The 23,730-nt window shown below is 44.1% G+C and carries 23 protein-coding genes, 2 pseudogenes and 1 other annotated feature; of the genes and pseudogenes, 9 read left to right on the top strand and 16 right to left on the bottom strand.

Features of this window, described 5'->3' with window-relative positions; all coding sequences use genetic code 11:
- Positions 1-396 precede the first annotated feature (396 nt).
- The gene (locus XBJ1_RS03990) at positions 397-1,977 is read right to left on the bottom strand and encodes a TerC family protein (protein ID WP_012987491.1); all 1,581 of its coding nucleotides are present in this window, start codon (positions 1,975-1,977) and stop codon (positions 397-399) included.
- A 294-nt stretch (positions 1,978-2,271) separates the two neighbouring features.
- Between XBJ1_RS03990 and gndA the strand changes: the two genes are divergently transcribed.
- The 4 genes and pseudogenes from gndA to XBJ1_RS20555 all read left to right on the top strand — a co-directional run.
- Positions 2,272-3,678 carry an NADP-dependent phosphogluconate dehydrogenase gene (gene gndA, locus XBJ1_RS03985; protein ID WP_012987490.1) on the top strand — a complete coding sequence of 469 codons (1,407 nt, stop codon included), beginning with the start codon at positions 2,272-2,274 and terminating at the stop codon, positions 3,676-3,678.
- A 495-nt stretch (positions 3,679-4,173) separates the two neighbouring features.
- The gene (yiaY, locus tag XBJ1_RS03980) at positions 4,174-5,325 is read left to right on the top strand and encodes an L-threonine dehydrogenase (RefSeq protein ID WP_012987488.1); all 1,152 of its coding nucleotides are present in this window, start codon (positions 4,174-4,176) and stop codon (positions 5,323-5,325) included.
- Positions 5,326-5,472: 147 nt separating this feature from the next.
- Positions 5,473-5,622: pseudogene (locus XBJ1_RS22305) on the top strand (class II D-tagatose-bisphosphate aldolase non-catalytic subunit); the annotation flags it as partial.
- A 64-nt stretch (positions 5,623-5,686) separates the two neighbouring features.
- Positions 5,687-5,868: pseudogene (locus XBJ1_RS20555) on the top strand (IS3 family transposase); the annotation flags it as partial.
- On the opposite strand, the gene hisIE reads toward XBJ1_RS20555, so the two are convergent.
- From hisIE to hisL, 9 genes are all read right to left on the bottom strand, one after another.
- Positions 5,855-6,475: a bifunctional phosphoribosyl-AMP cyclohydrolase/phosphoribosyl-ATP diphosphatase HisIE gene (gene hisIE, locus XBJ1_RS03975; protein ID WP_012987486.1), complete on the bottom strand. Its 621-nt coding sequence runs from the start codon at positions 6,473-6,475 to the stop codon at positions 5,855-5,857. The pseudogene XBJ1_RS20555 and the gene hisIE sit on opposite strands and share 14 nt — an antisense overlap.
- Positions 6,469-7,245: an imidazole glycerol phosphate synthase subunit HisF gene (hisF, locus tag XBJ1_RS03970; RefSeq protein ID WP_012987485.1), complete on the bottom strand. Its 777-nt coding sequence runs from the start codon at positions 7,243-7,245 to the stop codon at positions 6,469-6,471. Before hisF ends, hisIE begins: the two co-directional genes overlap by 7 nt.
- Positions 7,227-7,964, bottom strand: coding sequence for a 1-(5-phosphoribosyl)-5-[(5-phosphoribosylamino)methylideneamino]imidazole-4-carboxamide isomerase (gene hisA / locus XBJ1_RS03965; protein WP_012987484.1), 738 nt, complete (start codon positions 7,962-7,964; stop codon positions 7,227-7,229). Before hisA ends, hisF begins: the two co-directional genes overlap by 19 nt.
- Before the next feature lie 4 nt (positions 7,965-7,968).
- The gene (gene hisH, locus XBJ1_RS03960) at positions 7,969-8,574 is read right to left on the bottom strand and encodes an imidazole glycerol phosphate synthase subunit HisH (protein ID WP_012987483.1); all 606 of its coding nucleotides are present in this window, start codon (positions 8,572-8,574) and stop codon (positions 7,969-7,971) included.
- A gap of 12 nt (positions 8,575-8,586) precedes the next feature.
- Positions 8,587-9,654: a bifunctional histidinol-phosphatase/imidazoleglycerol-phosphate dehydratase HisB gene (gene hisB / locus XBJ1_RS03955; RefSeq protein ID WP_012987482.1), complete on the bottom strand. Its 1,068-nt coding sequence runs from the start codon at positions 9,652-9,654 to the stop codon at positions 8,587-8,589.
- Complete coding sequence (hisC, locus tag XBJ1_RS03950) at positions 9,651-10,757, bottom strand: histidinol-phosphate transaminase (protein ID WP_012987481.1); 1,107 nt, start codon at positions 10,755-10,757, stop codon at positions 9,651-9,653. Before hisC ends, hisB begins: the two co-directional genes overlap by 4 nt.
- A gap of 18 nt (positions 10,758-10,775) precedes the next feature.
- A complete protein-coding gene (hisD, locus tag XBJ1_RS03945) occupies positions 10,776-12,092 on the bottom strand; it encodes a histidinol dehydrogenase (RefSeq protein WP_012987480.1) in 1,317 nt (438 codons plus the stop codon).
- A gap of 5 nt (positions 12,093-12,097) precedes the next feature.
- Positions 12,098-12,997, bottom strand: coding sequence for an ATP phosphoribosyltransferase (gene hisG, locus XBJ1_RS03940; protein ID WP_012987479.1), 900 nt, complete (start codon positions 12,995-12,997; stop codon positions 12,098-12,100).
- A gap of 53 nt (positions 12,998-13,050) precedes the next feature.
- Positions 13,051-13,174: a sequence feature (His leader region), on the bottom strand.
- The gene (gene hisL, locus XBJ1_RS21255; RefSeq protein ID WP_113967449.1) at positions 13,150-13,197 is read right to left on the bottom strand and encodes a his operon leader peptide; all 48 of its coding nucleotides are present in this window, start codon (positions 13,195-13,197) and stop codon (positions 13,150-13,152) included. Its footprint overlaps the feature before it by 25 nt.
- A 216-nt stretch (positions 13,198-13,413) precedes the next feature.
- Between hisL and XBJ1_RS03935 the strand changes: the two genes are divergently transcribed.
- Positions 13,414-14,247 (top strand): SDR family oxidoreductase, encoded by an 834-nt coding sequence (locus XBJ1_RS03935; RefSeq protein WP_012987477.1) that lies wholly within the window; start codon positions 13,414-13,416, stop codon positions 14,245-14,247.
- Between the two features lie 3 nt (positions 14,248-14,250).
- Here XBJ1_RS03935 and XBJ1_RS03930 read toward each other — a convergent pair whose 3' ends face one another.
- A complete protein-coding gene (locus tag XBJ1_RS03930; protein WP_012987476.1) occupies positions 14,251-14,871 on the bottom strand; it encodes a glutathione S-transferase family protein in 621 nt (206 codons plus the stop codon).
- Between the two features lie 233 nt (positions 14,872-15,104).
- Here XBJ1_RS03930 and XBJ1_RS03925 point away from each other — a divergent pair, with 233 nt between their 5' ends.
- Positions 15,105-16,244, top strand: coding sequence for a serine hydrolase (locus XBJ1_RS03925; RefSeq protein WP_419184843.1), 1,140 nt, complete (start codon positions 15,105-15,107; stop codon positions 16,242-16,244).
- A 133-nt stretch (positions 16,245-16,377) separates the two neighbouring features.
- On the opposite strand, the gene XBJ1_RS03920 is transcribed toward XBJ1_RS03925, so the two are convergent.
- From XBJ1_RS03920 to XBJ1_RS03910, 3 genes are all read right to left on the bottom strand, one after another.
- Positions 16,378-17,685, bottom strand: coding sequence for an HAAAP family serine/threonine permease (locus XBJ1_RS03920; protein ID WP_012987474.1), 1,308 nt, complete (start codon positions 17,683-17,685; stop codon positions 16,378-16,380).
- A 968-nt stretch (positions 17,686-18,653) separates the two neighbouring features.
- A complete protein-coding gene (ybjG, locus tag XBJ1_RS03915) occupies positions 18,654-19,262 on the bottom strand; it encodes an undecaprenyl-diphosphate phosphatase (RefSeq protein WP_038198374.1) in 609 nt (202 codons plus the stop codon).
- A 463-nt stretch (positions 19,263-19,725) separates the two neighbouring features.
- Complete coding sequence (locus XBJ1_RS03910) at positions 19,726-19,989, bottom strand: GrxA family glutaredoxin (RefSeq protein ID WP_012987472.1); 264 nt, start codon at positions 19,987-19,989, stop codon at positions 19,726-19,728.
- Between the two features lie 195 nt (positions 19,990-20,184).
- Here XBJ1_RS03910 and XBJ1_RS03905 point away from each other — a divergent pair, with 195 nt between their 5' ends.
- From XBJ1_RS03905 to rlmC, 3 genes are all read left to right on the top strand, one after another.
- Positions 20,185-20,496, top strand: a complete 312-nt coding sequence (locus tag XBJ1_RS03905; protein ID WP_012987471.1) for a YbjC family protein — start codon at positions 20,185-20,187, stop codon at positions 20,494-20,496.
- A gap of 83 nt (positions 20,497-20,579) precedes the next feature.
- Positions 20,580-21,095, top strand: a complete 516-nt coding sequence (locus XBJ1_RS03900; protein ID WP_012987470.1) for a YbjN domain-containing protein — start codon at positions 20,580-20,582, stop codon at positions 21,093-21,095.
- Between the two features lie 24 nt (positions 21,096-21,119).
- A complete protein-coding gene (gene rlmC, locus XBJ1_RS03895; RefSeq protein WP_012987469.1) occupies positions 21,120-22,253 on the top strand; it encodes a 23S rRNA (uracil(747)-C(5))-methyltransferase RlmC in 1,134 nt (377 codons plus the stop codon).
- An 87-nt stretch (positions 22,254-22,340) separates the two neighbouring features.
- Here rlmC and artM read toward each other — a convergent pair whose 3' ends face one another.
- A complete protein-coding gene (gene artM / locus XBJ1_RS03890; protein ID WP_012987468.1) occupies positions 22,341-23,009 on the bottom strand; it encodes an arginine ABC transporter permease ArtM in 669 nt (222 codons plus the stop codon).
- Positions 23,002-23,724: an arginine ABC transporter permease ArtQ gene (artQ, locus tag XBJ1_RS03885; RefSeq protein WP_012987467.1), complete on the bottom strand. Its 723-nt coding sequence runs from the start codon at positions 23,722-23,724 to the stop codon at positions 23,002-23,004. Before artQ ends, artM begins: the two co-directional genes overlap by 8 nt.
- Positions 23,725-23,730: the final 6 nt, after the last annotated feature.

Below are 23,730 nucleotides of genomic sequence, written 5' to 3'. Positions count from 1 at the left end.
GCAATATGAAGGCGGTGGTGACTTCTCCGCCCATGAGTAAATCATCAAACCTGCTCATTAACACTGGAGAGCACATCTTGTGCGTGAATTTCCTGTCGTGGAGTGTGGTCAGTGTCAAAACTACCTACCACGACACACATCCCCCCGTGATATCTGTTTGAGTTATGGCGCTGGTTTATAATCAGCCTGCGTCATAAACGCATTAACTGGGTGAATGTGTGTTCGTAGAGACATCTTGCAGGCAATGTCAAATGAGACATTCAATTGTACCTGCGAAGCTGTCCAGATAAATTATCTAAAAATAAAGGTTAAAACGATACAATAAAATTTATCAGAGCTGAAAAAACCGACATTATGTCGGTTTTTGTCAGTTAGTGATGGGTTTAATGCAGTGAATTATGCTTCTATTTTTTCTTCCGTTTTCAGGGATGTGATTTTCACTTTATTGATGCGGTGGCTGATTACTTCGAGCGGTTCAAACAGATATTCGCCGATCTGTAACTGCTCACCTTGTTGTGGAACACGCTGTAGGTCTTCCATCAACAAGCCAGCCAGTGTCTGGTACTCGCGCTTTCCATCCAATAGCAATGGAACATAGAGCACCAGGTCATCCAGTGGCATAAATCCATTGGCGATCCAGTATCCCTCTTCCGTTACCTGAATATCATGGCGGGCGTCGATCTCTCCACCGCCTGCCGGCAGATTGCCTGTAATGGTTTCCATCACGTCAGTCACTGTGACCACACCTTCAACGGAACCGAATTCATCAACAACAAAGGCGAAGTGCGTCTGTGCCTGACGGAACTGCTCCAGCGCCTGAAGCAGGGAGAGTGATTCAGGGAAGATCAGAGGCTGTTGCACCAGTTTCCGTAAATCAAATGACTTATGAGTCAGTTGTTGATTGAGGATATCAATAACATGCACTACGCCGAGTGGTTCGTCACTGGCTTGCTCATCCGTTACTACAATTCGTGTATGCGGTTGCTTTTCCAGTAACGTTGTCAATTTTCCAGTTGGTGCATGGATATCGAGGTAAACCACATCGTGGCGGGAGGTCATGATACTGCTGACTGTACGTTGCGCCATGCTGAGAACACGGGCGATCATATGGCGTTCCTGCGGTTCAAAGACGGCTTTATGATCTTCATGATCCGCGATCAGATTGGAAGCATGATTGTCCAGATCGGCGTTTTCACGTTTGCCATTTAAAATGTGAAGTACAGCCTCTGCGGTTCTTTCGCGCAAGGAGCGGGAAGCACTCAGGAACCGACGGCGATTGAATTGGGAAAACTGGTTCAGTGCTTCGATCATGATCGAGAAGCCGATGGCGGCATAGAGATAGCCTTTCGGAATAACATAGCCAAAGCCTTCAGCCACCAGACTGAAACCGATCATCAGCAGGAAGCTGAGACACAGGATAACAATGGTCGGATGAGCATTAACAAATTTCGTCAGCGGCTTGCTGGCCCATATCATCAGAATCATGGCAATGATGACAGCAGCCATCATGGTGCCAATGTGATTGACCATACCCACAGCAGTAATGACAGAATCCAGCGAGAAGACGGCATCCAAAACGATAATCTGCACAACAACAGCCCAAAAATTTGCACCTTTGCGCTGTTGGTTGTTATGTAGCATTTTACCTTCCAACCGCTCATTTAACTCCATTGTAGCCTTGAACAGCAAGAATATTCCCCCTATCAGCATAATTAAATCGCGGGCGCTGAAAGGATGATTCCATAAAGTTAGTAATGGAGTTGTCAGTGAAATAAGCCAAGAAAGGCTGAATAACAGGAGCAATCTCATGACCAGAGCACAGGTCAGACCTGTCAGGCGAGCTTTGTCTCTCTGTTTTTCAGGAAGTTTGTCTGCCAGAATGGCAATAAATATTAAGTTGTCAATTCCGAGAACAATTTCTAAAACGATAAGTGTGGCCAAACCGGCCCATATCGTAGGATCAGCGATCCATTCCATACAGTTTATTTTACCTTTTAATGTGACGGCTTGTGCCGATTACTTGAATAATGCGGATTGGTATCAGAAATATCAATAGGTGATTTATTCCAGTTGGAAATTTTTTCAGCAAAAAAACAGTATGACGATATCGGTTGCATCAATAACTACCCCTGAAGCCTATTCCTGAGTTAACATGTGATCTCATTAACAAATTGCCCACTGTAATTTTGTTGTATATGACATTATTTGATTGACATAGTGTTGAGTTAGGCATCTTGGTGGGCAGCAGTCATGATCAGACGGGAGTTATTCATGTCCAAACAACAGATCGGTGTTGTCGGTATGGCGGTTATGGGGCGTAATCTGGCGTTGAATATAGAAAGCCGTGGTTACTCTGTATCCATTTTCAACCGCTCCAGCGATAAAACTGATGAAGTTATTGCTGAAAATCCAGGGAAAAAATTAGTTCCAAGTTATTCCATTGAAGAGTTTGTCGGTTCACTGGAAAAGCCACGTCGTATTCTGTTGATGGTCAAGGCAGGTGAAGCTACGGATAAAACCATTGCATCGCTGACGCCACATTTGGATAAGGGTGACATTCTGATCGATGGTGGCAATACCTATTTTCAGGATACTATTCGCCGCAACCGTGAGTTGTCTGCTCAGGGTTTTAACTTTATCGGTACAGGTGTTTCCGGTGGGGAAGAAGGTGCATTGAAAGGCCCGTCAATCATGCCGGGCGGTCAGAAAGAGGCTTATGAGCTGGTTGCGCCTATTCTGAAAGAGATTGCTGCCAAAGTTGATGGTGAGCCTTGTGTTACTTATATCGGTGCAGACGGAGCAGGCCATTATGTGAAGATGGTTCACAATGGTATTGAATATGGCGATATGCAACTGATTGCAGAAGCGTATTCTCTGCTGAAACACTCCTTGAATCTGAGTAACCAGGAACTGGCGGATGTGTTCAGTGACTGGAACCAAGGTGAACTGAGCAGCTATTTGATCGAAATTACCGCTGATATCTTCCGTAAGAAAGATGAAGAAGGTCAATATCTGGTTGATGTCATTCTGGATGAAGCTGCCAATAAAGGTACGGGTAAATGGACTAGCCAAAGTTCTCTGGATCTGGGTGTTCCAGTAACACTAATTACCGAATCCGTATTTGCTCGTTACATTTCCTCTCTGAAAGATCAGCGTGTTGCTGCCTCTAAAGTTCTGTCAGGGCCAGAAGCCCAGCCATTCAATGGTGACAAGGCAGAATTTATTGAGAAAGTTCGCCGTGCCTTGTATTTGGGTAAAATCGTTTCTTACGCTCAAGGCTTCCAGCAGTTGAAAGCGTCTTCGGATGATTACAACTGGGATCTGAATTATGGCGAAATTGCTAAGATCTTCCGTGCAGGTTGTATCATTCGTGCGCAGTTCCTGCAAAAAATCACAAATGCATACAATGAGAACGCGGCTATCGCCAACCTGCTGTTAGCACCTTACTTCAAGCAAGTTGCGGATGAGTATCAGCAAGCCCTGCGCGATGTGGTTTCTTATGGTGTCCAGAATGGTATTCCAACGCCAACATTCTCTGCGGCTATTTCATATTACGACAGCTATCGTTCAGCGGTTTTGCCTGCAAACCTGATTCAGGCTCAGCGCGATTATTTCGGTGCGCATACCTATAAGCGGACTGATAAAGAAGGCGTGTTCCACACTGAATGGTTAGATTAAAAATCGGCTGTTAGTAAATAGGGTGCTGGAAGTTCAGCACCCTTAATAAAATATGCGATAAATTATTCGATTATCCAAAACGTGTTTTTGACAAAACCCCTAAACTTTCTTCCTGCACCATATCAACTTTTTTGTATCAGCCTTTCAGCAAATTTTTCAATGAAGTGTGCTACCTCTGGATCGAGGCTAACAATTAGCACAAAGCTGATAATCAAAAATACAACTATTATCAATGTAGAAATATTATTCATATAATAATCGCCATATGATCTAATTAACATTATAGCACACTATTAATTTCATTAATTGCGATATTATTTGCTGTTAAATTTTGATGAATGTTGCTAGTTCAGGCATCGCTATACCTATTTTAAAATTTTACAAAGGCGATTATTGATATCGATCAAAATTGCTGAGGTAGATAAGTGTCACATTGTAACCCACCTTTTTTGCATCAAGATTTGAAATACTTCAGTGAAACCTAAGGAGTTCCGAATGGCAGTATCAACTTTCTTTATCCCGCCAGTGAATAAAATCGGTATGGGATGCATGACTGAAGCCATTGAATTAATGAAAAATTATGGCTACAGACAGGCTTTGATTGTCACTGACCGAGTGTTAAACGAGATTGGTGTTGTTGGAGAGGTTCAGAATTTACTGGCTGAAGCAGGGATAAAGAGTGCGATTTATGATGGGACGAATCCAAATCCGACCACTATTAATGTTGAAGAAGGGCTAACCATCCTGCGCCAGCATGATTGTGATTGCATTATTTCTTTGGGAGGCGGTTCACCGCATGACTGTGCAAAAGGGATCGCGCTGGTGGCGGCTAACGGTGGGGATATCCGTGACTACGAAGGCGTTGATCGTTCTGTTAAACCTCAATTGCCATTGATTGCCATTAACACCACAGCGGGTACCGCCTCTGAAATGACGCGTTTCTGTATCATTACAGATGTTGATCGTCATATCAAAATGGCTATTGTGGATAAAAATGTGACGCCTATTTTGTCAGTCAATGATTCGGCATTGATGGCCGGTATGCCGGAAGGACTCACTGCTGCAACCGGCATGGATGCGCTGACTCATGCCATTGAAGCCTACGTTTCTACGGCAGCCAATCCTATCACTGATGCCTGTGCGTTGAAAGCAGTGACGATGATTAGCGACTATTTGCGCCGTGCCGTTGCAAATGGCAATGATATGGAAGCGCGTGAGAATATGGCTTATGCACAGTTTTTGGCAGGTATGGCATTCAATAATGCCTCTTTGGGTTACGTTCATGCCATGGCACATCAGTTAGGTGGTTTTTATGATTTGCCGCATGGTGTTTGCAATGCAGTATTGCTGCCACACGTACAAAAATTCAATGCAAAAGTATCTGCATCTCGCCTGAAAGAGATTGCTGCTGTAATGGGAGCTGATATTGCCAACTTGAACGATCGGCAGGGTGCAGAAGCCTGTATCCAAGAAATCAGCAAATTAGCAAAAGATGTCAATATTCCGGCGGGGTTGTCCGAATTAAGTGTCAAAATTGAAGACTTGCCAATGTTGGCAAGCAATGCGTTAAAAGATGCTTGTGGTTTTACCAACCCGATTCAGGCATCACACGAAGAGATTGTGGCTATTTTTAAAGCGGCAATGTAACTCGATGAATATTGCCATTTATATGGCAATATTCAAGAAAGAAATCACTTTCTCAAACACAGAGCTAGACCCGCTACTTGAAGACGCTCAGTTTTTTTAAGGTGTATTAAATAGCTTGGAGATACAACGCAATCGCTATTACAACTTATCCATCGCCATAAATCCGGCGAGGCAGGTGGCGTTTACTCTGTCTGTTCGGCACACCTCTGAGTATTGGAAAATGCCATCTGGTTTGCCAAAGAGACAGGAACCACCGTATTGATTGAAGCCACATCGAATCAAGTCAATCAGCCCGGCTGTGTGCGGTCGCTGAACATAGCTGGCAGGAACACGGTGGCGAAGTGCCTGTCTACGTGATTTATCCCCTCAAGCCCTGCCCATCACGCCGGAGTAAATTGAACGACGTGAATTGAAAAAGAAGTTGCAACGGGTTGAAATGGAGAATGAAGCATTAAAAAAAGCCTCAGCACTCTTGATGTTGGACTCCCTGAACAGTTCTCGTTAATCGAGCAATTCAGGGTGCTTTACCTTATTCTTTGGCTGTATGCCTTTTCTGCAATTGGCGGATGATACAACTGAGATCCAAATCTTGATCTTGTAATAAAACCAGCAGATGGTAAATCAAATCAGCAGCTTCGCTGGTCAGTTCTTCCCGATCATTAACTGTAGCTGCCAGTGCGGTTTCTATGCCTTCCTCACCGACCTTTTGGGCAATCCGCTTTGTGCCGCTGGCATACAGACGGGCAGTATAAGAGCTAGCCGGTGGGGCATTTTTCCGGCTTGCCAGTAGTTGTTCGAGTTGGTAGAGGAAGCCCCATTCAGTTTGCGCTGGTGCAAAACAGCTCTCGGTTCCTGTATGGCAGGTTGAGCCAATCGGATTGACGAGGGCGAGCAGGGTATCGTTGTCACAATCGGGATAGATATCAACCAGATTCAGGAAGTGGCCGGAACTTTCGCCCTTTGTCCATAACCGCTGTTTGGTGCGGGAAAAAAAGGTGACTTTACCGGAATCCAGTGTGGCATTAAGTGCCTCTTTATTCATGTAACCCATCATTAGCACCACACCGGATACAGCGTGCTGGACGATAACGGGCATGAGATTATCCACTTTTTTCCAATCCAGTTTTTCGATTTGCTGTGCTGTTAACATGTTCTAACCTCGACACCCTGTGTAGCAAGATATTGCTTGAGCTCACCGATATTGATGATCTGTTTGTGAAATACGGAGGCAGCCAAGGCACCGTCAACATTAGCCAGTTTAAATGCATCCAAAAAATGTTCTGGCGTACCCGCACCGCCGGAAGCGACCAAAGGGACGGAGCAGATATCCCGAACCAATTTCAGTTGGGTAAGATCATAGCCATTGCGGACACCATCCTGATTCATCATGTTCAGGACGATTTCACCCGCGCCACGTTGCTGTACTTCCCTGACCCAATCCCGTGTTTGCCATTGTGTTGCAGTTGTGCGTTTTTCATCACCAGTAAATTGATAGACCCGATAGCTGTTGCTATTTTCATCAAACCACGTATCAATGCCGATTACTACACATTGAACGCCATAACGATCGGCCAACCGACTGATTAATGAAGGATCAGCCAGAGCAGGGGAGTTAATCGAAATTTTATCGGCACCAAATGATAAAATCTGGCCAGCTTCTTCGGTAGTTTTGATACCTCCTGCGACGCAGAATGGAATATCGATCACTTCGGCGACTTTCGCCACCCAGCTTTTATCTACCACACGACCATCTGAAGAAGCGGTGATGTCGTAAAAAACGAGTTCATCAGCTCCCTCTTGGGCATAGCGCTGTGCAAGTGGAACGATATCACCGATGATTTCGTGGTTACGGAATTGTACTCCCTTGACCACTTGCCCATCACGAACATCAAGGCAAGGAATTATGCGTTTTGCCAACATTGGATAGCCTCCGTCAGTGTGAATTTTCCTTCAAGTAATGCCCGTCCGACGATAACGCCCGCAACGCCAGTCGTCGGTAAGAGAGAAATATCAGCGAGGTTGCCGATCCCGCCCGATGCCTGAAATTGAATCTGTGGATAGTGCTGACTGATCTCCTGATAGAGTGCGATATTAGAGCCGTTTAGTGTGCCGTCACGGGAAATATCGGTACATAAAACATGTTTCAGCCCAACGGGGAGATATTGCTCAACAATCTGCTCAAGAGTGGTATTACTGTTTTCCTGCCAGCCACTGATGGCGATTTGTTTAGCGCCATCTGTACTGATGCGGATATCGAGTGCCAGTACAATTGATTCTGCACCATAACGCTGAAACCATTGCTTGACTAATTCCGGCTGTGTGATCGCGGTTGAACCAATCACAACCCGACTAGCTCCGGCCTCAAGGAGTGATTTGATATCGTTTTCCGAACGGATTCCACCGCCCACTTGCACTGGAACAGAAACGCCAGCCAGCAATTCACGCAGCAAGATCATCTGGCGCTTGGTGGGATCTTTCGCGCCGGTGAGATCTACGAGGTGCAGCAACTTAGCGCCTTCTTTTTCATATTGTTGCAGGTAGGACAAAGGTGAATTGCCATAAGTCCGTTGCTGGTTGTAATCCCCTTGATGCAAACGCACCACATTGCCATCAATTAAATCTAATGCGGCGATAATCATACAATTACATCTCCAAAAAGTTTTTCAGTAGTTGTGAACCTGCTGTGCCAGAGCGTTCAGGGTGAAACTGCACACCAAAAAAATTGTCTTTTGCAATGGCACTGCTGAAGGAATTGCCATATTCCGTTTGGGCAATGGTGTATTCACCGACAGGCAGAGCGTAACTATGAACAAAATAAAAATGGGCATTGTCTTCAATATGGCAAAACAGGGGATGTCCGGCCTGCGCTTTTACTTGATTCCAACCCATGTGGGGTAATGGCAGGCCGGCGGTCGCCATTTTTTTGACGGGGGCATCAATTAATGCCAGCAAGGAGACATTATCGTTTGTTTCACTATTGCTTTCTTCACTGATTGCCGCCAGAAGCTGCATGCCGAGGCAAATACCCAGTACGGGTTGAGTGAGTGAAATAATCAGTGGGATCAGTTGCCGTTGCTGGAGTTGATCCATTGCGGCCATTGCTGTCCCTACTCCCGGCAGAAACAGTTTATCGGCTGATCGCACAATATCCGCATCCAGACTGACGATGGGATCATAACCCAACCGGCGGATGGCATAAGTAACAGAGGCAAGATTGGCACAGCCTGTATCCAAAATAACAACTTCCATCATAATATTCCCTTATAGTACGCCCTTAGAACTGGGCAGAACATCACCTTCTATGCGAATGGCCTGCCGCAATGTCCGACCAAAGACTTTGAACAGGCTTTCTGCCCGATGATGATCATTCTTACCTTTGGTTTTCAGGTGTAAGGTGCATCCCATCGTATAAGAAAGTGAACGGAAAAAGTGTTCGATCATCTCAGTACTTAAATCTCCAACACGCTGATGTTTAAACTCTGCTTTGTATTCGAGATGGGGCCGACCGGAAATATCCAGAGCACAGCGGGCGAGGCATTCATCCATCGGTAATGTGAAGCCAAAACGGGCAATGCCGCGTTTATCGCCCAATGCTTGCTTCAGAGCTTCACCTAAGGCCAATCCAGTATCTTCAACGGTGTGGTGATCATCAATACAGAGATCGCCCTTAACCTGTATATTCATGCGGAAACCGCCGTGGGTGGCAATCTGATCCAGCATGTGATCAAAGAAACCCACGCCAGTATTGATTTCGCTTCTACCTTCGCGATCCAGCCAGATATCGATATTGATACCAGTTTCTCTGGTTTTACGTTCAACGCTGGCATGACGATCTTTGTGGGTCAGTTGCTCACAAATCGTTGACCAACCAAGTGATTGGGCTTGATAGAGAATTCCTTTAATTCCCATGTTTTCAGCCAATTGTAAGTCGGTTTCCCGATCCCCGATAACGTAACTGTTTTTCATATCTACCATGCCTTCTGTTAGATATTTTTCCACCAACCCGAGCTTGGGTTTGCGGCAGTTGCAATTGTCTTCGGGTTTGTGAGGACAGATCATAACTTCTTCAAACTGAATGCCTTGCGAAGTGAAAATTTGCATCATCAGTGCGTGTGGTGGCTCAAAATCGGTCTGGGGGAAGCTATCAGTCCCCAATCCATCCTGATTGGTGATCATGACCAGTTTGTAACCCGCTTTTTGCAGGGATAACAGGGCAGGGATCACACCAGCTTCAAAGGCCAATTTATCAAGGCGATCGACTTGGTAATCGGTCGGAGGTTCTGTGATTAACGTTCCATCACGGTCAATAAAAAGCAGTTTCTGGCTCATGGATTTTCAGCTTCCTTTAGTGGTTGAGTTTGGCTACCAAGAGCAGCGATGGCATTGACCAACTGTTTACACTCATTTCGGCTACCAATGGTGATACGCAGGCAATTATTTAGTCCCGCTTGTTTTCGCTGATCACGCAAAATGATCCCTTGTTCCCACAATGCCCTGAATACGATTTCCGCATCGGTAAATTTCACTAAAAGATAGTTGGCTTCGCTCGGAAACACTTTTTCGACCATTGCCAGTTCATTCAATGTCTGCTGGAGATAAGTCCGGTTCTTGACCACTTCCTCTACACGATCTTTCATTATATGAATGCCTGCTCCTGTCAGTGCCTGCGCAGCGATGTCTGCCACAGGTATAGCAAGTGGATAAGGAGCAATCACTTTCAACATTAGCGCGATAATATCGGGAGAAGCCAGCGTAAATCCACAGCGTAGTCCTGCCAGTGCGAAAGCTTTCGAGAGGGTTCGCAAAATCACCAAGTGCGGATAGTCTCGCAGCCAGCGGGTGGTAGTATGTTGCGGACAGAATTCGATATAGGCTTCGTCAATGGCAACAATGGCACGGTTACGAGCTAGTTCAAGGATCTGGCGCAGCGCCGCAGGAGCAATCAGATTACCCGTGGGATTGTTGGGGCTACAGATATAAATCAGTTTGACGCGATCCAGATTATTTTCGATGGCGGTAATGTCCGGCTGCCAGTCAGCACGGGTGGGGATCTTTTTCTGCTCTACACCAAAGGTTTCTGCACTGACACTGTACATGCCATAAGTGGGAGGGCAGAACAGTACGGCGTCTTTTCCCGGCTCACAGAAAACGCGGATCAATAGTTCAATGGATTCGTCGGCGCCACGGCTGACAAGGACTTGATTCGGTTGCAGACCAGCATAATCTGCATAGCGCTGGATTACGGAGGCAGGCTGGCATTCGGGGTAGCGGTTGAGCGTTTTTTCGCTGAACTGAAAATCAGGTGCGATGGGATATTCATTAGCATTTAACCAGATGTCACCTTTGCCACCTAAACGGCGGGCAGACATATAAGGGACTAATTTGCGGACATTTTCTCTTGCCAGTGAATTGACATTAAAAACAGTACTCATCATTGCTCCTTATCTTAGTTATTCAACATCTGAGTTATTCAGGGCAGCTATGCGTAATGTGACGGCATTTTTGTGCGCGGTGAGTTGTTCTGCCTGCGCCAGTGTTTCGATGATTGGAGCGAGGCTTCTTAATCCTTGCGGTGTAATTTGCTGAACCGTCATTCGTTTCAGGAAATCTGCCAGACCGAGGCTGGAATAGGTTGAAGTATAACCATAGGTCGGCAAGACGTGATTGGTGCCTGAAGCATAGTCTCCTGCGGATTCTGGCGACCAGTCTCCGAGGAAAACCGAACCTGCGCTGGTGATTTTTTCCACAAGCTGCTCAGGCTGACGGGTTTGGATAATTAAGTGTTCAGGGCCGTATTGATTGCTGATCGCTACACATTGGGTCAGATTGTCAGTGACGATAATCCGGCTGGATTGCAGAGCCTGAATCGCGATTTGCTGGCGTGGCAGGGCCGTAAGTTGGGTTTCGATTTCACGGATCACCTGCTCGGCAAAAATTTCGTCAGGTGTGACCAGCACGACTTGAGAATCAGGGCCATGCTCTGCTTGTGAAAGCAGATCTGCTGCCGTAAATGCGGGATTGGCTCCACTGTCCGCTATTACCAGTACTTCTGATGGACCTGCTGGCATATCTATGGCTGCACCGTCGAAGCGCTGACTCACTTGCCGTTTAGCCTCTGTTACCCATGCATTACCCGGGCCAAAAATCTTGTCCACTTTAGGAACGGATTCTGTGCCAAAAGCCATTGCTGCGATGGCTTGTGCGCCGCCAACCTGAAATATTTCGTTAATCCCGCAGAGCTGTGCGGCATAGAGAATTTCATCGGCAATCGGGGGTGGGGAGCACAGAATAACGTTACGGCACTCTGCGATGCCAGCGGGTATTCCCAGCATTAATACAGTGGAAGGCAGAGGCGCAGAACCTCCGGGAATATATAACCCCACAGAATCGATTGGGCGTGTGACTTGCTGGCAGCGAACACCCGGCAGGGTTTCAACCTCAATCACAGCGGGTTTTTGGGCTTCATGGAACAGGCGAATGTTATTCATGGCCTGCTGCATAGCCTGTTTGATTTCTGGTGTCAGGCGGCTGGCGGCTGCGTTAACTTCACTTGTAGAAAGCGGGATAGTATCGATTGTTGTTTTGTCGAAGCGTTGGCTGAATTCCTGCAATGCTTCATCGCCGTTGGCTTTGACCGTTTCCAGAATCTGTTTTACCGTGCGGGAAATATTTTCTGAAGCGACGACAGCAGGGCGTGTCAGCAACGCTTTTTGCTGTTCTGGTGGGCATTCCTGCCAGCGGATAACGGTCTTAAAATTGATACTCATTAAGATTACTCCATCATTTTTTCAATCGGTAAAACCAAAATGGAACTTGCGCCCAGAGACTTAAGTTTTTCCATCGTTTCCCAGAATAGGGTTTCACTGCTGACCATATGCATGGCTAGACGGTTCTGTGCCCCCGCCAGTGGTAAAATGGTGGGACGTTCAGCACCCGGAAGTAACGCGATAATTTCTTCCAGTTTGTCGCTTGGAGCATGTAGCATGATATATTTGGATTCACGCGCCTGAATAACGCCTTGGATGCGGATCATCAGCTTGTCGATGAGTTGTTGTTTGGCTTCCGGCATCTCACCATCGCGTTGGATCAAGCAGGCTTTTGAGCGATAGATGACTTCAACTTCCCGCAGACCGTTGGCTTCCAGTGTGGCGCCCGTTGAGACCAAATCACAGATAGCATCAGCCAATCCTGCTCGGGGAGCGACTTCAACTGAACCGTTGAGAAGGCAGGATTTGAAGGGAACGCCTTTTTTATCTAAATAACGTTTCAGTAAGTGTGGGTAAGACGTGGCGATACGGGAGTTTTGCAGGCATTCCACGCCGGTATAGTCATAGTCGAAAGGAGCGGCAAGGGAAAGACGGCAATCACCAAAATCAAGACGGCGCAATGTGTTATAACGGGGATCCTCCCCTTGCGCCCGACGGTTTAATTGTTCTTCTTCAAGTACGTTTTCACCGATAATGCCTAAATCGACAACACCATCCATAACAAGACCCGGAATATCATCATCGCGGACACGCAGAATGTCGATGGGCATATTTTCTGCGAATGCAATCAGGCGCTGTTGCTGCAAGTTGATTTTGATGCCACAGCGAGCCAGTAGTGCACGAGAATCATCACTGAGGCGGCCGGATTTCTGCATGGCTATCCGTAAGCGTGTTTTATCTAGCATGTTATGTTTTACCCTATCTCAATATTCAATATATAAATCGTATAAATTGGCAATAAAAAAAACCCTCGGAAAATCTTCCGAGGGTTTTTTTATCGTACTCATGCCACCGGAAGACTTGCTAAATGTCTTCCAGCACACAACAGCCTGAAAGACTAGTCAGGATGATGGTGATGATGGTGGTTAAATTGAATACGGTTCATAATATGTGAGTTCTCTATCTGTTTTTTAATATATGTTTGCGAACGAGGATTGGTTGCTTACCGTTTAACCTATATGATTTTGTGTATGAAAAGCAACTTTTTTTTCAAAGAAGCTGTTTGTGTTTTTCTAATTGTTTGTTTTATAAATAAAACGGGTGTTGTCGTTAAGGCAATATGCAGATAGCCTGAAGAATCATATCGGTCCTGGGGAGAGTTATGGTGAAAAAAGTTTCCATCATCGGATTGGGTTGGCTGGGAATGCCGTTAGCGCAAATTTTGCAAGGCTATGGTATGCAAGTGGTCGGTAGTAAAACAACAGCGGATGGTGTCGAAGCGGCACGTATGTGTGGTATAGGTTGCCATTTATTGAATCTGACCCCTCAGATAATCTGTGAAGCGGATGATCTTGAGCAGCTGATGTCAGTGGATGTACTGGTGCTAACACTACCTGTTAGCGGTATTGCGGGGGGTGGAGAAGGATATGTCAAAGCGGTGCAGTTAATTGTCGATACTGCGCTTTCGCATTCGGTTCCTCATATTATTTTCACCAGCTCAACTTCAGTTTATGGCTCGTCTGTCGGCCATCTGAATGAAGATGCTCCGTTATTTCCTGAGACGCGATCTGCCAAGGCGCTGGTTGAATTGGAAAACTGGCTGCATCGACTGCCAAATACTTCTGTTGATATCGTGCGTTTGGCAGGTTTGGTCGGCAGTGGTCGCCATGCAGGGCGTTTCCTTGCGGGGCGGAAAGCGATTGAGGGTGGAGAAAAGGTGGTCAATCTAGTCCATCAGGATGATGTTATTTCTGCTATTAAACGCCTTATTGAGCAGCAGAAAGGAGGGCATATTTATAATCTGTGTGCGCCAGAACATCCGAAAAGAGAGAAATTTTATTTGCAGGCCAGCCGTCAGCTCGATTTGACTCCGCCAGAGTTTCTACAGTCAGAGGTTCAGGGAACAGCGGGTAAAGTTGTTGACGGTAGCCGTATTTGTCGGGAACTAGGTTTTGAGTATCAATTCCCAGATCCCGGCAGAATGCCAATGAGCTGATGATCAGCTTATTTCAATCATAACGATTTTTTGAAACGCTGGTCTTTCGGTTAGTAATTGATACCAGCGTTCCAAATTTGGCAGAGATGGACGCTCTATCTCGATGTTTAGCCACGGATAGACCAGTGGCGCGAGGGCGATATCCGCCATGCCAAATTTATCACCGGAAAGGTATTTTTGCTTACCCAGCATGTCATCGACAATTTTCAGCAGTTTTTCTATCTCTTTTAATATCTGGGCAATCACTTTCGGGTCACGCTGATCTTCTGGTGTTCTGACAATGTTAATCATAAGTTGTTTGATTGGCGGGAAGAAATTGCAGCCGACCCAATCCATCCATTGATCAATTTTGGCTCTTTCTTGAAGATTGGCAGGATAAAGACTATTTTCGCCGAATTTTGCCGAAATATAGCGCACAATCGTGTTTGATTCCCATAAGATAAAATCGTCTTCCTGCAAACAGGGAATGACGGCATTGGGATTCATGAGCAGGTATTCTGGAGTATTAAGTTTGCCAAACTTACCACCAACATCAATTTGCTGATATGGCACGTTTAACTCTTCCAGACACCAAGTGACTTTTTTTACGTTTGATGAGCTTTTACGGCCCCAGATTGTCAGCATCATTCTTTCCTTAATATCAGGTTATTTTGAGTCATCGATAATATGATAATAAATTCATTCGGGTAACAAGAAAATCTTTACGCTTATTGGGTTGGAGTCTTATCTCATAACATCCTATATTAATAGAGCTTTTATATTCTGGTTGTAGACAAAAAGGGCGGGCTATGATGAAAAAAAGACGGCAAGTACAGATAATCAAATCTTTTACTGTTGGCTTGGGTATTTTTTGGTTGATGGGTGTCAACACATACGCAATGGATGAACCCGCAGCACCTGAAATTGATGCGAAATCCTATATATTGATGGATTACGCCAGTGGAAAAATTCTGGCATCCCATAATCCCGATGAACGGCTAGATCCAGCGAGTCTGACAAAGGTGATGACCAGCTATGTTGTTGGTCAGTCGATTAAGTCGGGAAAGATTTCTACAGAAGATCAGGTAACCGTAGGTAAAGATGCTTGGGCAACCGGCAATCCGGCGCTTAAAGGGTCATCCCTGATGTTTTTGAAACCGGGTGATCGGGTCAAAGTCATTGATTTGAACCGTGGCATTGTGATCCAATCTGGCAACGATGCCAGTATTGCCCTTGCGGATTATGTAGCGGGCAGTCAGGATGCTTTCGTTGATTTGATGAATAAATACTCTAAAACTCTGGGGCTGGAAAATACCCATTTCAAGACTGTTCACGGTCTGGATGCTGCGGGACAATACAGCACTGCTCGTGATATGGCGCTCTTAAGTCAGGCTATGATCCGTGATGTGCCAGAAGAATATGCTCTAAATAAAGAGAAAGAATTCACTTTCAATAATATCCGTCAACCTAACCGCAATCGCCTGTTGTGGAATCAGAATATGAATGTGGATGGTGTAAAAACCGGACATACCAGCGGGGCAGGATATAACCTTGTTGCTTCTGCAGCGGAAGGGTCAATGCGTTTGATTTCAGTTGTACTGGGAGCGCCTAGTGATCGAATGCGTTTCTCTGACAGTGAAAAGATCCTGTCATGGGGATTCCGTTTTTATGAAGCCAGTACTCCGCTTAAAGCCAGTGACACACTGGTGACAGAAAGAGTATGGTTCGGTACGCGTTCAGAGGTGGCTTTAGGTGTAGAAAAAGATACGGCCGTGACGGTGCCGCGAGGTCAAGCGAATAACCTGAAAGCCAGTTTTACGCTGACCCAAACTTCACTTGAAGCGCCATTGGCGAAGAATCAAGTTGTGGGCACTGTGAATTTTTCGTTGAATGATAAGGTTATTGATCAACGTCCTTTGGTTGTTAAAGAAGCCGTAGAAGAGAGTGGATTTTTTGGGCGTATTTGGGATTTAATTGTGAAGACTGTCAGCGGCTGGTTTAACTCAATTTTCGGATAGGGAAATAAACGAAATAGCCGGAAATATTGAAGATGTATAGTCTTCGGATAAATAGGAAAATGCCAGTCAATTGTGAGGTTGGCTGGCATTTTTTATGGGGCTGTTGTTATAGAAAACTGCTCCTGAGCCTTGATTACATGACTGAGTAAACAGCCGCAGAAATGGCAATTAATCCTGTCACAACCACAAAGACATTGCTTGGTTTACCAGCATATTTGCGCATGGCTGGCACTTTGTGAATAGCGTACATTGGCATGATGAACAAAATCATGGCAATTATTGGCCCACCCAGGGATTGGATGATGTCTAGGATACTCGGGTTAAGAGTAGCCACGATCCAGGCGCTGACTAACATAAAGAGGCTAGTGATACGATTCAGTGAATTATGCTGAATAGTTTTGCCTTGTGTGCTAAGAGCCTTGTTCACGATACCGTTGAAACCTTCGCGAGCACCCAGATAGTGACCGAGGAACGATTTGGTAATTGCAATGAAGGCAATGAGCGGAGCAATGTATTCAATCGTTGGTGCACTAAAATGGTTGGCCAGATAGGACAGGATAGTAATATTCTGTGCTTTTGCTTCTGCCAGATTTTCCGGTGACAGACTCAGTACGCAACTGAAAACAAAGAACATGACGGTAATCACCATCATGATGTGAGCATAACCCAGAATGCGCGAACATTTTTTCTCCGCATCTTCACCGTACTCTTCGCGTTTTGCTACGGCAAATGCAGAGATGATTGGAGAATGATTGAAAGAGAACACCATGACAGGAATAGCCAGCCACAGAGTAAACAGCAAACCATGACCGCTTGTGGAAGACAGCGCATTCTCCAGTGACAGGGTATCGAAGATTGTGGTATTCCAGTGTGGGATTAAATACAGCGCTAGCAGCATCAGAACTGCGACAAATGGGAAGACCAGTACGCTCATTGCTTTGACGATAAATTGCTCACCGAAGCGAATAATGCTCATCACACCAAGGATCAGTACCAGTGCCAGCAATGCGCGCGGTGGTGCGTTCATATGTAACTGGTGAGTAATAAAGCTGTTTACGGTGTTGGTCAGTGCAACACTATAAACTAGTAAGATAGGATAAATTGCAAAGAAGTAGAGGATAGTGATCAGGAAACCTGCGACTTTACCGAAATGCTCTTCTACCACGCCGGTGATATCTTCGCCATTCTTTTTGCCGGACAAGACAAAACGACACATTCCACGGTGAGCAAAAAATGTCATCGGAAGTGCAAGTAGTGTCATGATGATGAGTGGAATTAAACCACCAATACCGGCGTTTATGGGAAGAAACAGAACTCCAGCACCAATGGCAGTGCCATATAACCCCAACATCCATACAGTGTCTGATTTACGCCAGGTAGTATAATCGCTTTTGCCGGAAGCAGCAGAGGCTGCGATAGAACCTGATTGAGACGTGTCCATAAATATCTCCGAAATAACGCAGTAAAGTAAAATTTAAAAATTGCTAAACCCGCACATTAATAAAATGCACGAGTTGGATTCTATTTATATGAATAATAAGTTGTTAGATATTGTTCTGACGTCTATCTAAACGTTTGTTACTACATTAATAAACTGACCAAAATATAGTCAGCTAAAGCAGAAGAGTTGAAATCCTGCTGTACTTTATTTTTGATGTTGAAATCAAAAAAATAAACCCTAGTCTTTTGGTAGGGAAAATATAGTTATTTTCAGTGAAATGTACCGTGATCACTCTCGCAATTGCAAGATTTATATCTAAAAATTAATATGTTATAAGGTTTTACGAAAGTGTTAATTAAATATTACATAAAATGAAAAAGAAAAGTTAAGGAAATGAACTTGATTATTTTAATTTTAAATTTTTATATTCTACTCACAATAACCATACTGTAATTCACATATTAACGATATTAAATGTGAAAATATTTTTTAGTCTAAAATAGTATCGTAAATATAATCTTTGATATTTTTAAATATAAAAATCCAATCGAGATTAATATTATCTTGTTGAAATAAAAAGAAAATATTTAATAATTCAGTTTGTGATGAATATTTGCTCTCTGTGTTTACATCTTTGCTTTTATTGATTATGTATTAATGATTTTTTTGATTTAAACAATCGTAGTGCAAAAAATTTGTCAGTCAAATTTTGATTTATAAAGAAACAGTAATCATATTATCGCTATATATTGTTAAATATAATGAAGCATTTTATTCTGTCGATTAATTTGCTTGCACCTTGTAAATGAAATGTTAATAAATAATTTGGGTAAAATAAAGCCTTAAACTAGCCGCGATAATGAGGCTTAAGGTAGATTTACCTGAATTTAAGGCTTCAAAAATAAAGTTCAAATATTCAACAGCAGTTTATTTGTAGCATAAATATCCAGTGGCATATTGCCGTTGGGTTAATTTTTTATCCATCCTTTCCGGATGAAAAATGCACAGCAGAATTGGTAAAGGCGAATGAGTTTACTGTGCCAATACTCACCATATAAGCGCCAGAATATTTGCGAAAAAGCACAACCCATCAAGCTGACTAGAAATGCGCCGATCATATCTATTGGCCAATGAACCCCTACGTAGACTCTGGCCCATACAATCACGCAGGCGATGATCATCAGGCATAAACCTGACCGGATACGATGCCAGAAGGTAAATGCTAACGCGAAGGTAAAGACTGCTGTACCGTGATTACTGGGAAAAGAGGCTGTAGGGGCATGATAGAGAAAATTATAACCAAAACCTTCTACAAACGGCCGGGCGTGTGGAACAAATGTTCCGATGATATCCGAACAGGCTATTGCAAAGGCAAAAGCAATACAGGATTTACTGACAACAATACGTTGATGTGAGATGGCTTTTTCTTCTCCCCAAAGCCAGCAAACAGCTAATGTTATGGGGAAAATAAACACAAGATATTTTGCTACAAAGATCGCCAGTAAAATCATTGCAGGTGATGAATCCGGTGTTGCATTGATAAAAGTAAACACATTGTGATTAAGTTGTTCTAGCAAAGTAAGCCTCACAAGCGTGATATTGACGCAAATATGATAAACGAGCGTTATCAAGTCATTGTTAAAAATAGTAATTTTATAATGCGATTCAGTAAAGGATTTTTGCTTTAATTCACCATGATATTTAACGATTGTTGATGCTAAGTGAGTAAATAATATGCCGATGATAGCAAAAAAAGGTGATTTAGATGCCCTCTGTACTGTAGATAACACAGTGACAAATAAAAAAACCCGATAGTCTTTAACCAAAATGGGTGACTATCGGGCTCCTCAATATGGGGACATCAAAGAAAAGCAGTGGCATTAATTCAGACTGCGTAATGTGATGAAAGTTCTCATTGTTGAGGAAAAAATTACAGATTTTTTTCAATTCAGTGGATATGTGGATCTTAGTCAATATTATGAGCCTGCCACTATCCAGAAGAAAGCATCGATATTTCTGGCTGGATAGTGAATTTTATGGTTATTTGTACAAGTTCAGATGTTCTTTAGCGTAAGCTTCAAAATCAGTAAAGCCGCCGATATGTTTCTCATCAAGGAAAATCTGAGGAACGGTTTCAACGGGTTTCCCCACAGTTTTTGACAAGTCGTCTTTGGTGATGCCTTCAGCCCAGATATCAATATAGCGGTAATCAAAGTCGTCGCGCTCTGCTTTTAATTTTTCAGCCAATTCTTTGGCGCGAACGCAATATGGGCAACTTGGGCGACCAAAAATGACAGTATACATACAAACTCCTTAGTGGTAATAATCGTGAACTTCATAGATTGTCATCTGGGGTTACTATGCCTGTAAGCGTCGGCAAAAAAAAGCAGGAATTGCCTTTTGTTCTAATTTGTCCTGCCGATAGAAGGGATTCAGGTATGATAGCCCTTCTATAAGAGGCGGAGAGTCTATTTTATCAGGCTCAGAAGGTAGAAAGTCATGAAGAAAATCTCAACAAAAGAGATGAGCTCGTTGTCAGATATGCCAAAGCTGGTTATTTTATTAGAAGTATTGGGAATCGGCTTGTTGGTTTTGGCGTATTTGTCGATAACTGATAGCATAATTCTATCACCTTTATTAATGACGACAGAAGCGCACATTGCTATGATCTTATTGGGTATAGGTTGCTTGATACCTGCAGCTATCCATATTATCTGGCGTGCAGTCTATAATCTTTCTTTTTTAGGAATTGATCATAAGAAAGTAGATAAAAATCATCTGACTGGTTCTGATGATGAAAAAACAAAATAGGTTAATTATTGATCTTGTTGCTATTGGCAAGGTGTTTCCTTCAGATAGCATGTACAACTTTTTGGTCATATGAGGTTGATTCGATGGATTCTATGGTTGTTCCAAATTTGGTAACATTGCGTAACTGGCTTGAACGCCTCAAAATTTCTTATTTTGAGAGTGATTCAAATTCGGTCTTGCATTTGCCTCATATGCAGAACATTGATGGCCTGTTTGATGCCAAGATTGATCTGTTGGGTGACGTAGTGCTGTTTTCTGCTCTGGCAGAAGTCAGGCCAACGGCGATAATTCCATTGGCTGCAAACTTGAGCCAGATTAATGCGAGTTCCCTCACTGCCAAAGTGTTCCTTGATATTCAGGACGAAAACTTACCGAAGTTGATAGTTTGTCAGGCATTTCCTATTGCCGCTGGTATGACTTTCCCGCAGTTTTCCCATTTCTTGCAGCAAAGTGAGGAGCAGATTGCCAATGTGATTTTTGAAATTCACAGCAATAATTTCCTTTATATTAATAATGATATGGAAAGCGAGATGGAAGTAGAAGTGGAAGATGAGGAATCATTGGCTTCGACGGAAACATCGACATTTACCTTGCACTAATATTCTTTGATATGGTTTTTTACAATGCAATGTGCGCAGTATACCGCGGGGCATTGTCACTCCTGCCAGTGGCTCAATAAGTCCTATTCACAACAATTATCTGATAAACAACAACATTTACAGCAGCTTTTACGGGAGACGTCAGCAACGTACTGGCTGCCTCCAGTCAGCAGCCTGATCAGTGGATTTCGTAATAAGGCCAAGATGGTGGTAAGTGGCAGTGTTGAACGCCCACAGCTTGGCATGCTTCACCGTGATGGCAGAACGGTGGATCTTTGTGATTGTCCTTTGTATCCACAATATTTTCAGCTGGTATTTGAATCGATAAAAATATTTATCGCTAAAGCTGGGTTGGTTCCGTATAACGTTGCACGTAAAAAAGGGGAATTGAAATATATTCTGCTGACAGAAAGCCGTGCCAGCGGTGAAATGATGCTGCGTTTTGTCCTGCGCTCAGAAACAAAACTGGCTCAGTTGGAACATGCTTTGCCGTGGTTACAGGAACAACTACCACAATTGACGGTTATTTCTGCCAATATTCAACCGACTCATATGGCGATTTTGGAAGGGGAAAAAGAAGTCATTTTTACTGAGCATAAGATGCTGAAGGAAATCTTCAACGGAATTCCGCTGTATATTCGTCCCCGTAGTTTTTTCCAGACAAATCCAGAAATTGCTTCGGCGCTTTATGCGACGGCTGGTCGTTGGGTCAGAGAGCTGAATATCAGCAGCATGTGGGATCTCTTTTGTGGAGCAGGAGGTTTTGGGCTGCACTGTGCAGACAAAGAAACCAGACTGACAGGGATTGAGATTAGTGCAGAGGCCATTGCCTGTGCCAAAAACTCGGCCAAAAGTCTTGGTCTTGAGCAGGTTGAATTTCAGGCATTGGATTCTACACATTTTGCCCTTGATAAAGCGCAACTCCCTGAACTGGTGCTGGTGAATCCTCCTCGCAGGGGAATTGGTAAGGCGTTATGCGAATACCTCAGTCGGATGGCACCTAAATTTATTCTCTATTCAAGTTGTAATGCTGAAACAATGGCAAAAGATATTGCTGCGCTTGAGCAATATCGAATAGAAAAAGTGCAATTATTCGATATGTTCCCCCATACAGAACATTATGAAACGCTGGCGTTACTGATCTTTGATGGAAAGTAACAGGGGATTTAGCTGTATTTGTCAGCGATAACTAATAGTTATCGCTGACAAAAGCAAAAAGCAGATAAATCGTGTGCTGTTGAGTATTTAATGGCGTTGCTCAAATGATAAGGCTCGACGCTCAATTATGCGCATCAGCAGTGTCAGAAGAGCATTTACGCAAAGATAAATGACCCCAGCAGCAACAAATACAGTCACATCATAACTACGCCCGAATTGAAGTTGGCTATATCCCATGATATCCAGCAGTGTGATCGTACTGGCTAGAGAAGTACTCTTGAAAATCAAGACAACTTCATTGGAATAGGAAGAAAGCGCTCGTTTGAAGGCATAAGGCAGCAGAATGCGCATGGAATGGGTTTTTGACATACCAAGAGCCTGACAGGATTGCCATTGCCCAGTAGGGATTGCCCTAACGGCGCCATAAAAAAGTTGGGTTGAATAGGCTGCACTGTTCAAGGCCAGTGTCACCATGGCACATAGCCACGGCTCTGACATGAGTTGCCATAACCAAGGGTACTCTTTTATTGAGGGAAATTGTCCGGGTCCGTAGTAAATCAAGAAGAACTGAACCAGTAACGGCGTTCCGGTAAATAACGTGATATAGCCTTTTACCAATTGGGATAGTATCGGCAACCTCATTGTTAAAATGAAGGTCAGAACCACAGACAGTATAAATGCAGCCAGTAATGCGGTGACAGTCAAGCTTAGGCTAGTTTGCAGGCCAGGTAAGATATCCTTTATATACTCAAACATCGGAAGCACTCCGTTCAAAATGAATGGCGCGCATTTCAAGCCGTTTGAGAATAAATTGGCTCACCAGAGTAATCACCAGATAGATCATGGCGGCAATCACATACCATGTAAATGGCTCCTGTGTGCGAGTCGCGATACTTTTCGTTTGCAACATCAGATCATTAACACTGATCAGTGAAACTAAAGCAGTATCTTTCAGTAGAACCAACCACTGATTGCCAAGCCCTGGCAATGCATGGCGCCACATCTGCGGCATAGTCAGACGAAAAAATATACGGCTTTGACTTAACCCGAGTGCTTGTCCGGCTTCCCGTTGCCCCATTGGGACTGCTTTCAATGCGCCTCGCAGTGTTTGTGATGCGTATGCGGAGTAAAGTAGAGAAAGGGCGATAACACCACAAAGGAAAGGGCTGACATCAAAGTTGTCAATTTCCATCTGGATTCTGAATTGCCAAACAATGAGATTGACATCAAAGCCTTCTGACAGCGTTATGAGAAGCTGTGAACTTCCGAAATAGATAAAGAGGACAACCAGAATTTCAGGCAATCCTCTGATCAATGTGACCCAACAAGAGCCTAAGAAAGCAAAGGGTTTCCAGCCGGCTGATTCCCAAGCGGCAAAAAGCATTGCCAGAATTAAGCCAATGACAAGAGAAGAAACAGCAAGGCCGATGGTAATACCAGCGGCGTTAATTAAAGATTGAAGTTCACTCATTAGGAT

Origin of the sequence: Xenorhabdus bovienii SS-2004 (assembly GCF_000027225.1) — a bacterium.
Classification (GTDB): domain Bacteria; phylum Pseudomonadota; class Gammaproteobacteria; order Enterobacterales; family Enterobacteriaceae; genus Xenorhabdus; species Xenorhabdus bovienii_C.
The sequence above is the reverse complement of the archived record's forward strand: the minus strand, read 5'-3'. Positions and strand labels throughout refer to the sequence as shown.

Excerpts from the sequence above, each read along its gene's own strand:
- XBJ1_RS03990 (WP_012987491.1), bottom strand. The coding sequence starts at position 1,977 with ATGGAATGGATCGCTGATCCTACGATATGGGCCGGTTTGGCCACACTT.
- gndA (WP_012987490.1), top strand. The coding sequence starts at position 2,272 with ATGTCCAAACAACAGATCGGTGTTGTCGGTATGGCGGTTATGGGGCGT.
- yiaY (WP_012987488.1), top strand. The coding sequence starts at position 4,174 with ATGGCAGTATCAACTTTCTTTATCCCGCCAGTGAATAAAATCGGTATG.
- hisIE (WP_012987486.1), bottom strand. The coding sequence starts at position 6,475 with ATGTTAACAGCACAGCAAATCGAAAAACTGGATTGGAAAAAAGTGGAT.
- hisF (WP_012987485.1), bottom strand. The coding sequence starts at position 7,245 with ATGTTGGCAAAACGCATAATTCCTTGCCTTGATGTTCGTGATGGGCAA.
- hisA (WP_012987484.1), bottom strand. The coding sequence starts at position 7,964 with ATGATTATCGCCGCATTAGATTTAATTGATGGCAATGTGGTGCGTTTG.
- hisH (WP_012987483.1), bottom strand. The coding sequence starts at position 8,574 with ATGGAAGTTGTTATTTTGGATACAGGCTGTGCCAATCTTGCCTCTGTT.
- hisB (WP_012987482.1), bottom strand. The coding sequence starts at position 9,654 with ATGAGCCAGAAACTGCTTTTTATTGACCGTGATGGAACGTTAATCACA.
- hisC (WP_012987481.1), bottom strand. The coding sequence starts at position 10,757 with ATGAGTACTGTTTTTAATGTCAATTCACTGGCAAGAGAAAATGTCCGC.
- hisD (WP_012987480.1), bottom strand. The coding sequence starts at position 12,092 with ATGAGTATCAATTTTAAGACCGTTATCCGCTGGCAGGAATGCCCACCA.
- hisG (WP_012987479.1), bottom strand. The coding sequence starts at position 12,997 with ATGCTAGATAAAACACGCTTACGGATAGCCATGCAGAAATCCGGCCGC.
- XBJ1_RS03935 (WP_012987477.1), top strand. The coding sequence starts at position 13,414 with ATGGTGAAAAAAGTTTCCATCATCGGATTGGGTTGGCTGGGAATGCCG.
- XBJ1_RS03930 (WP_012987476.1), bottom strand. The coding sequence starts at position 14,871 with ATGCTGACAATCTGGGGCCGTAAAAGCTCATCAAACGTAAAAAAAGTC.
- XBJ1_RS03925 (WP_419184843.1), top strand. The coding sequence starts at position 15,105 with ATGGGTGTCAACACATACGCAATGGATGAACCCGCAGCACCTGAAATT.
- XBJ1_RS03920 (WP_012987474.1), bottom strand. The coding sequence starts at position 17,685 with ATGGACACGTCTCAATCAGGTTCTATCGCAGCCTCTGCTGCTTCCGGC.
- XBJ1_RS03910 (WP_012987472.1), bottom strand. The coding sequence starts at position 19,989 with ATGTATACTGTCATTTTTGGTCGCCCAAGTTGCCCATATTGCGTTCGC.
- XBJ1_RS03905 (WP_012987471.1), top strand. The coding sequence starts at position 20,185 with ATGAAGAAAATCTCAACAAAAGAGATGAGCTCGTTGTCAGATATGCCA.
- XBJ1_RS03900 (WP_012987470.1), top strand. The coding sequence starts at position 20,580 with ATGGATTCTATGGTTGTTCCAAATTTGGTAACATTGCGTAACTGGCTT.
- rlmC (WP_012987469.1), top strand. The coding sequence starts at position 21,120 with ATGCAATGTGCGCAGTATACCGCGGGGCATTGTCACTCCTGCCAGTGG.
- artM (WP_012987468.1), bottom strand. The coding sequence starts at position 23,009 with ATGTTTGAGTATATAAAGGATATCTTACCTGGCCTGCAAACTAGCCTA.
- artQ (WP_012987467.1), bottom strand. The coding sequence starts at position 23,724 with ATGAGTGAACTTCAATCTTTAATTAACGCCGCTGGTATTACCATCGGC.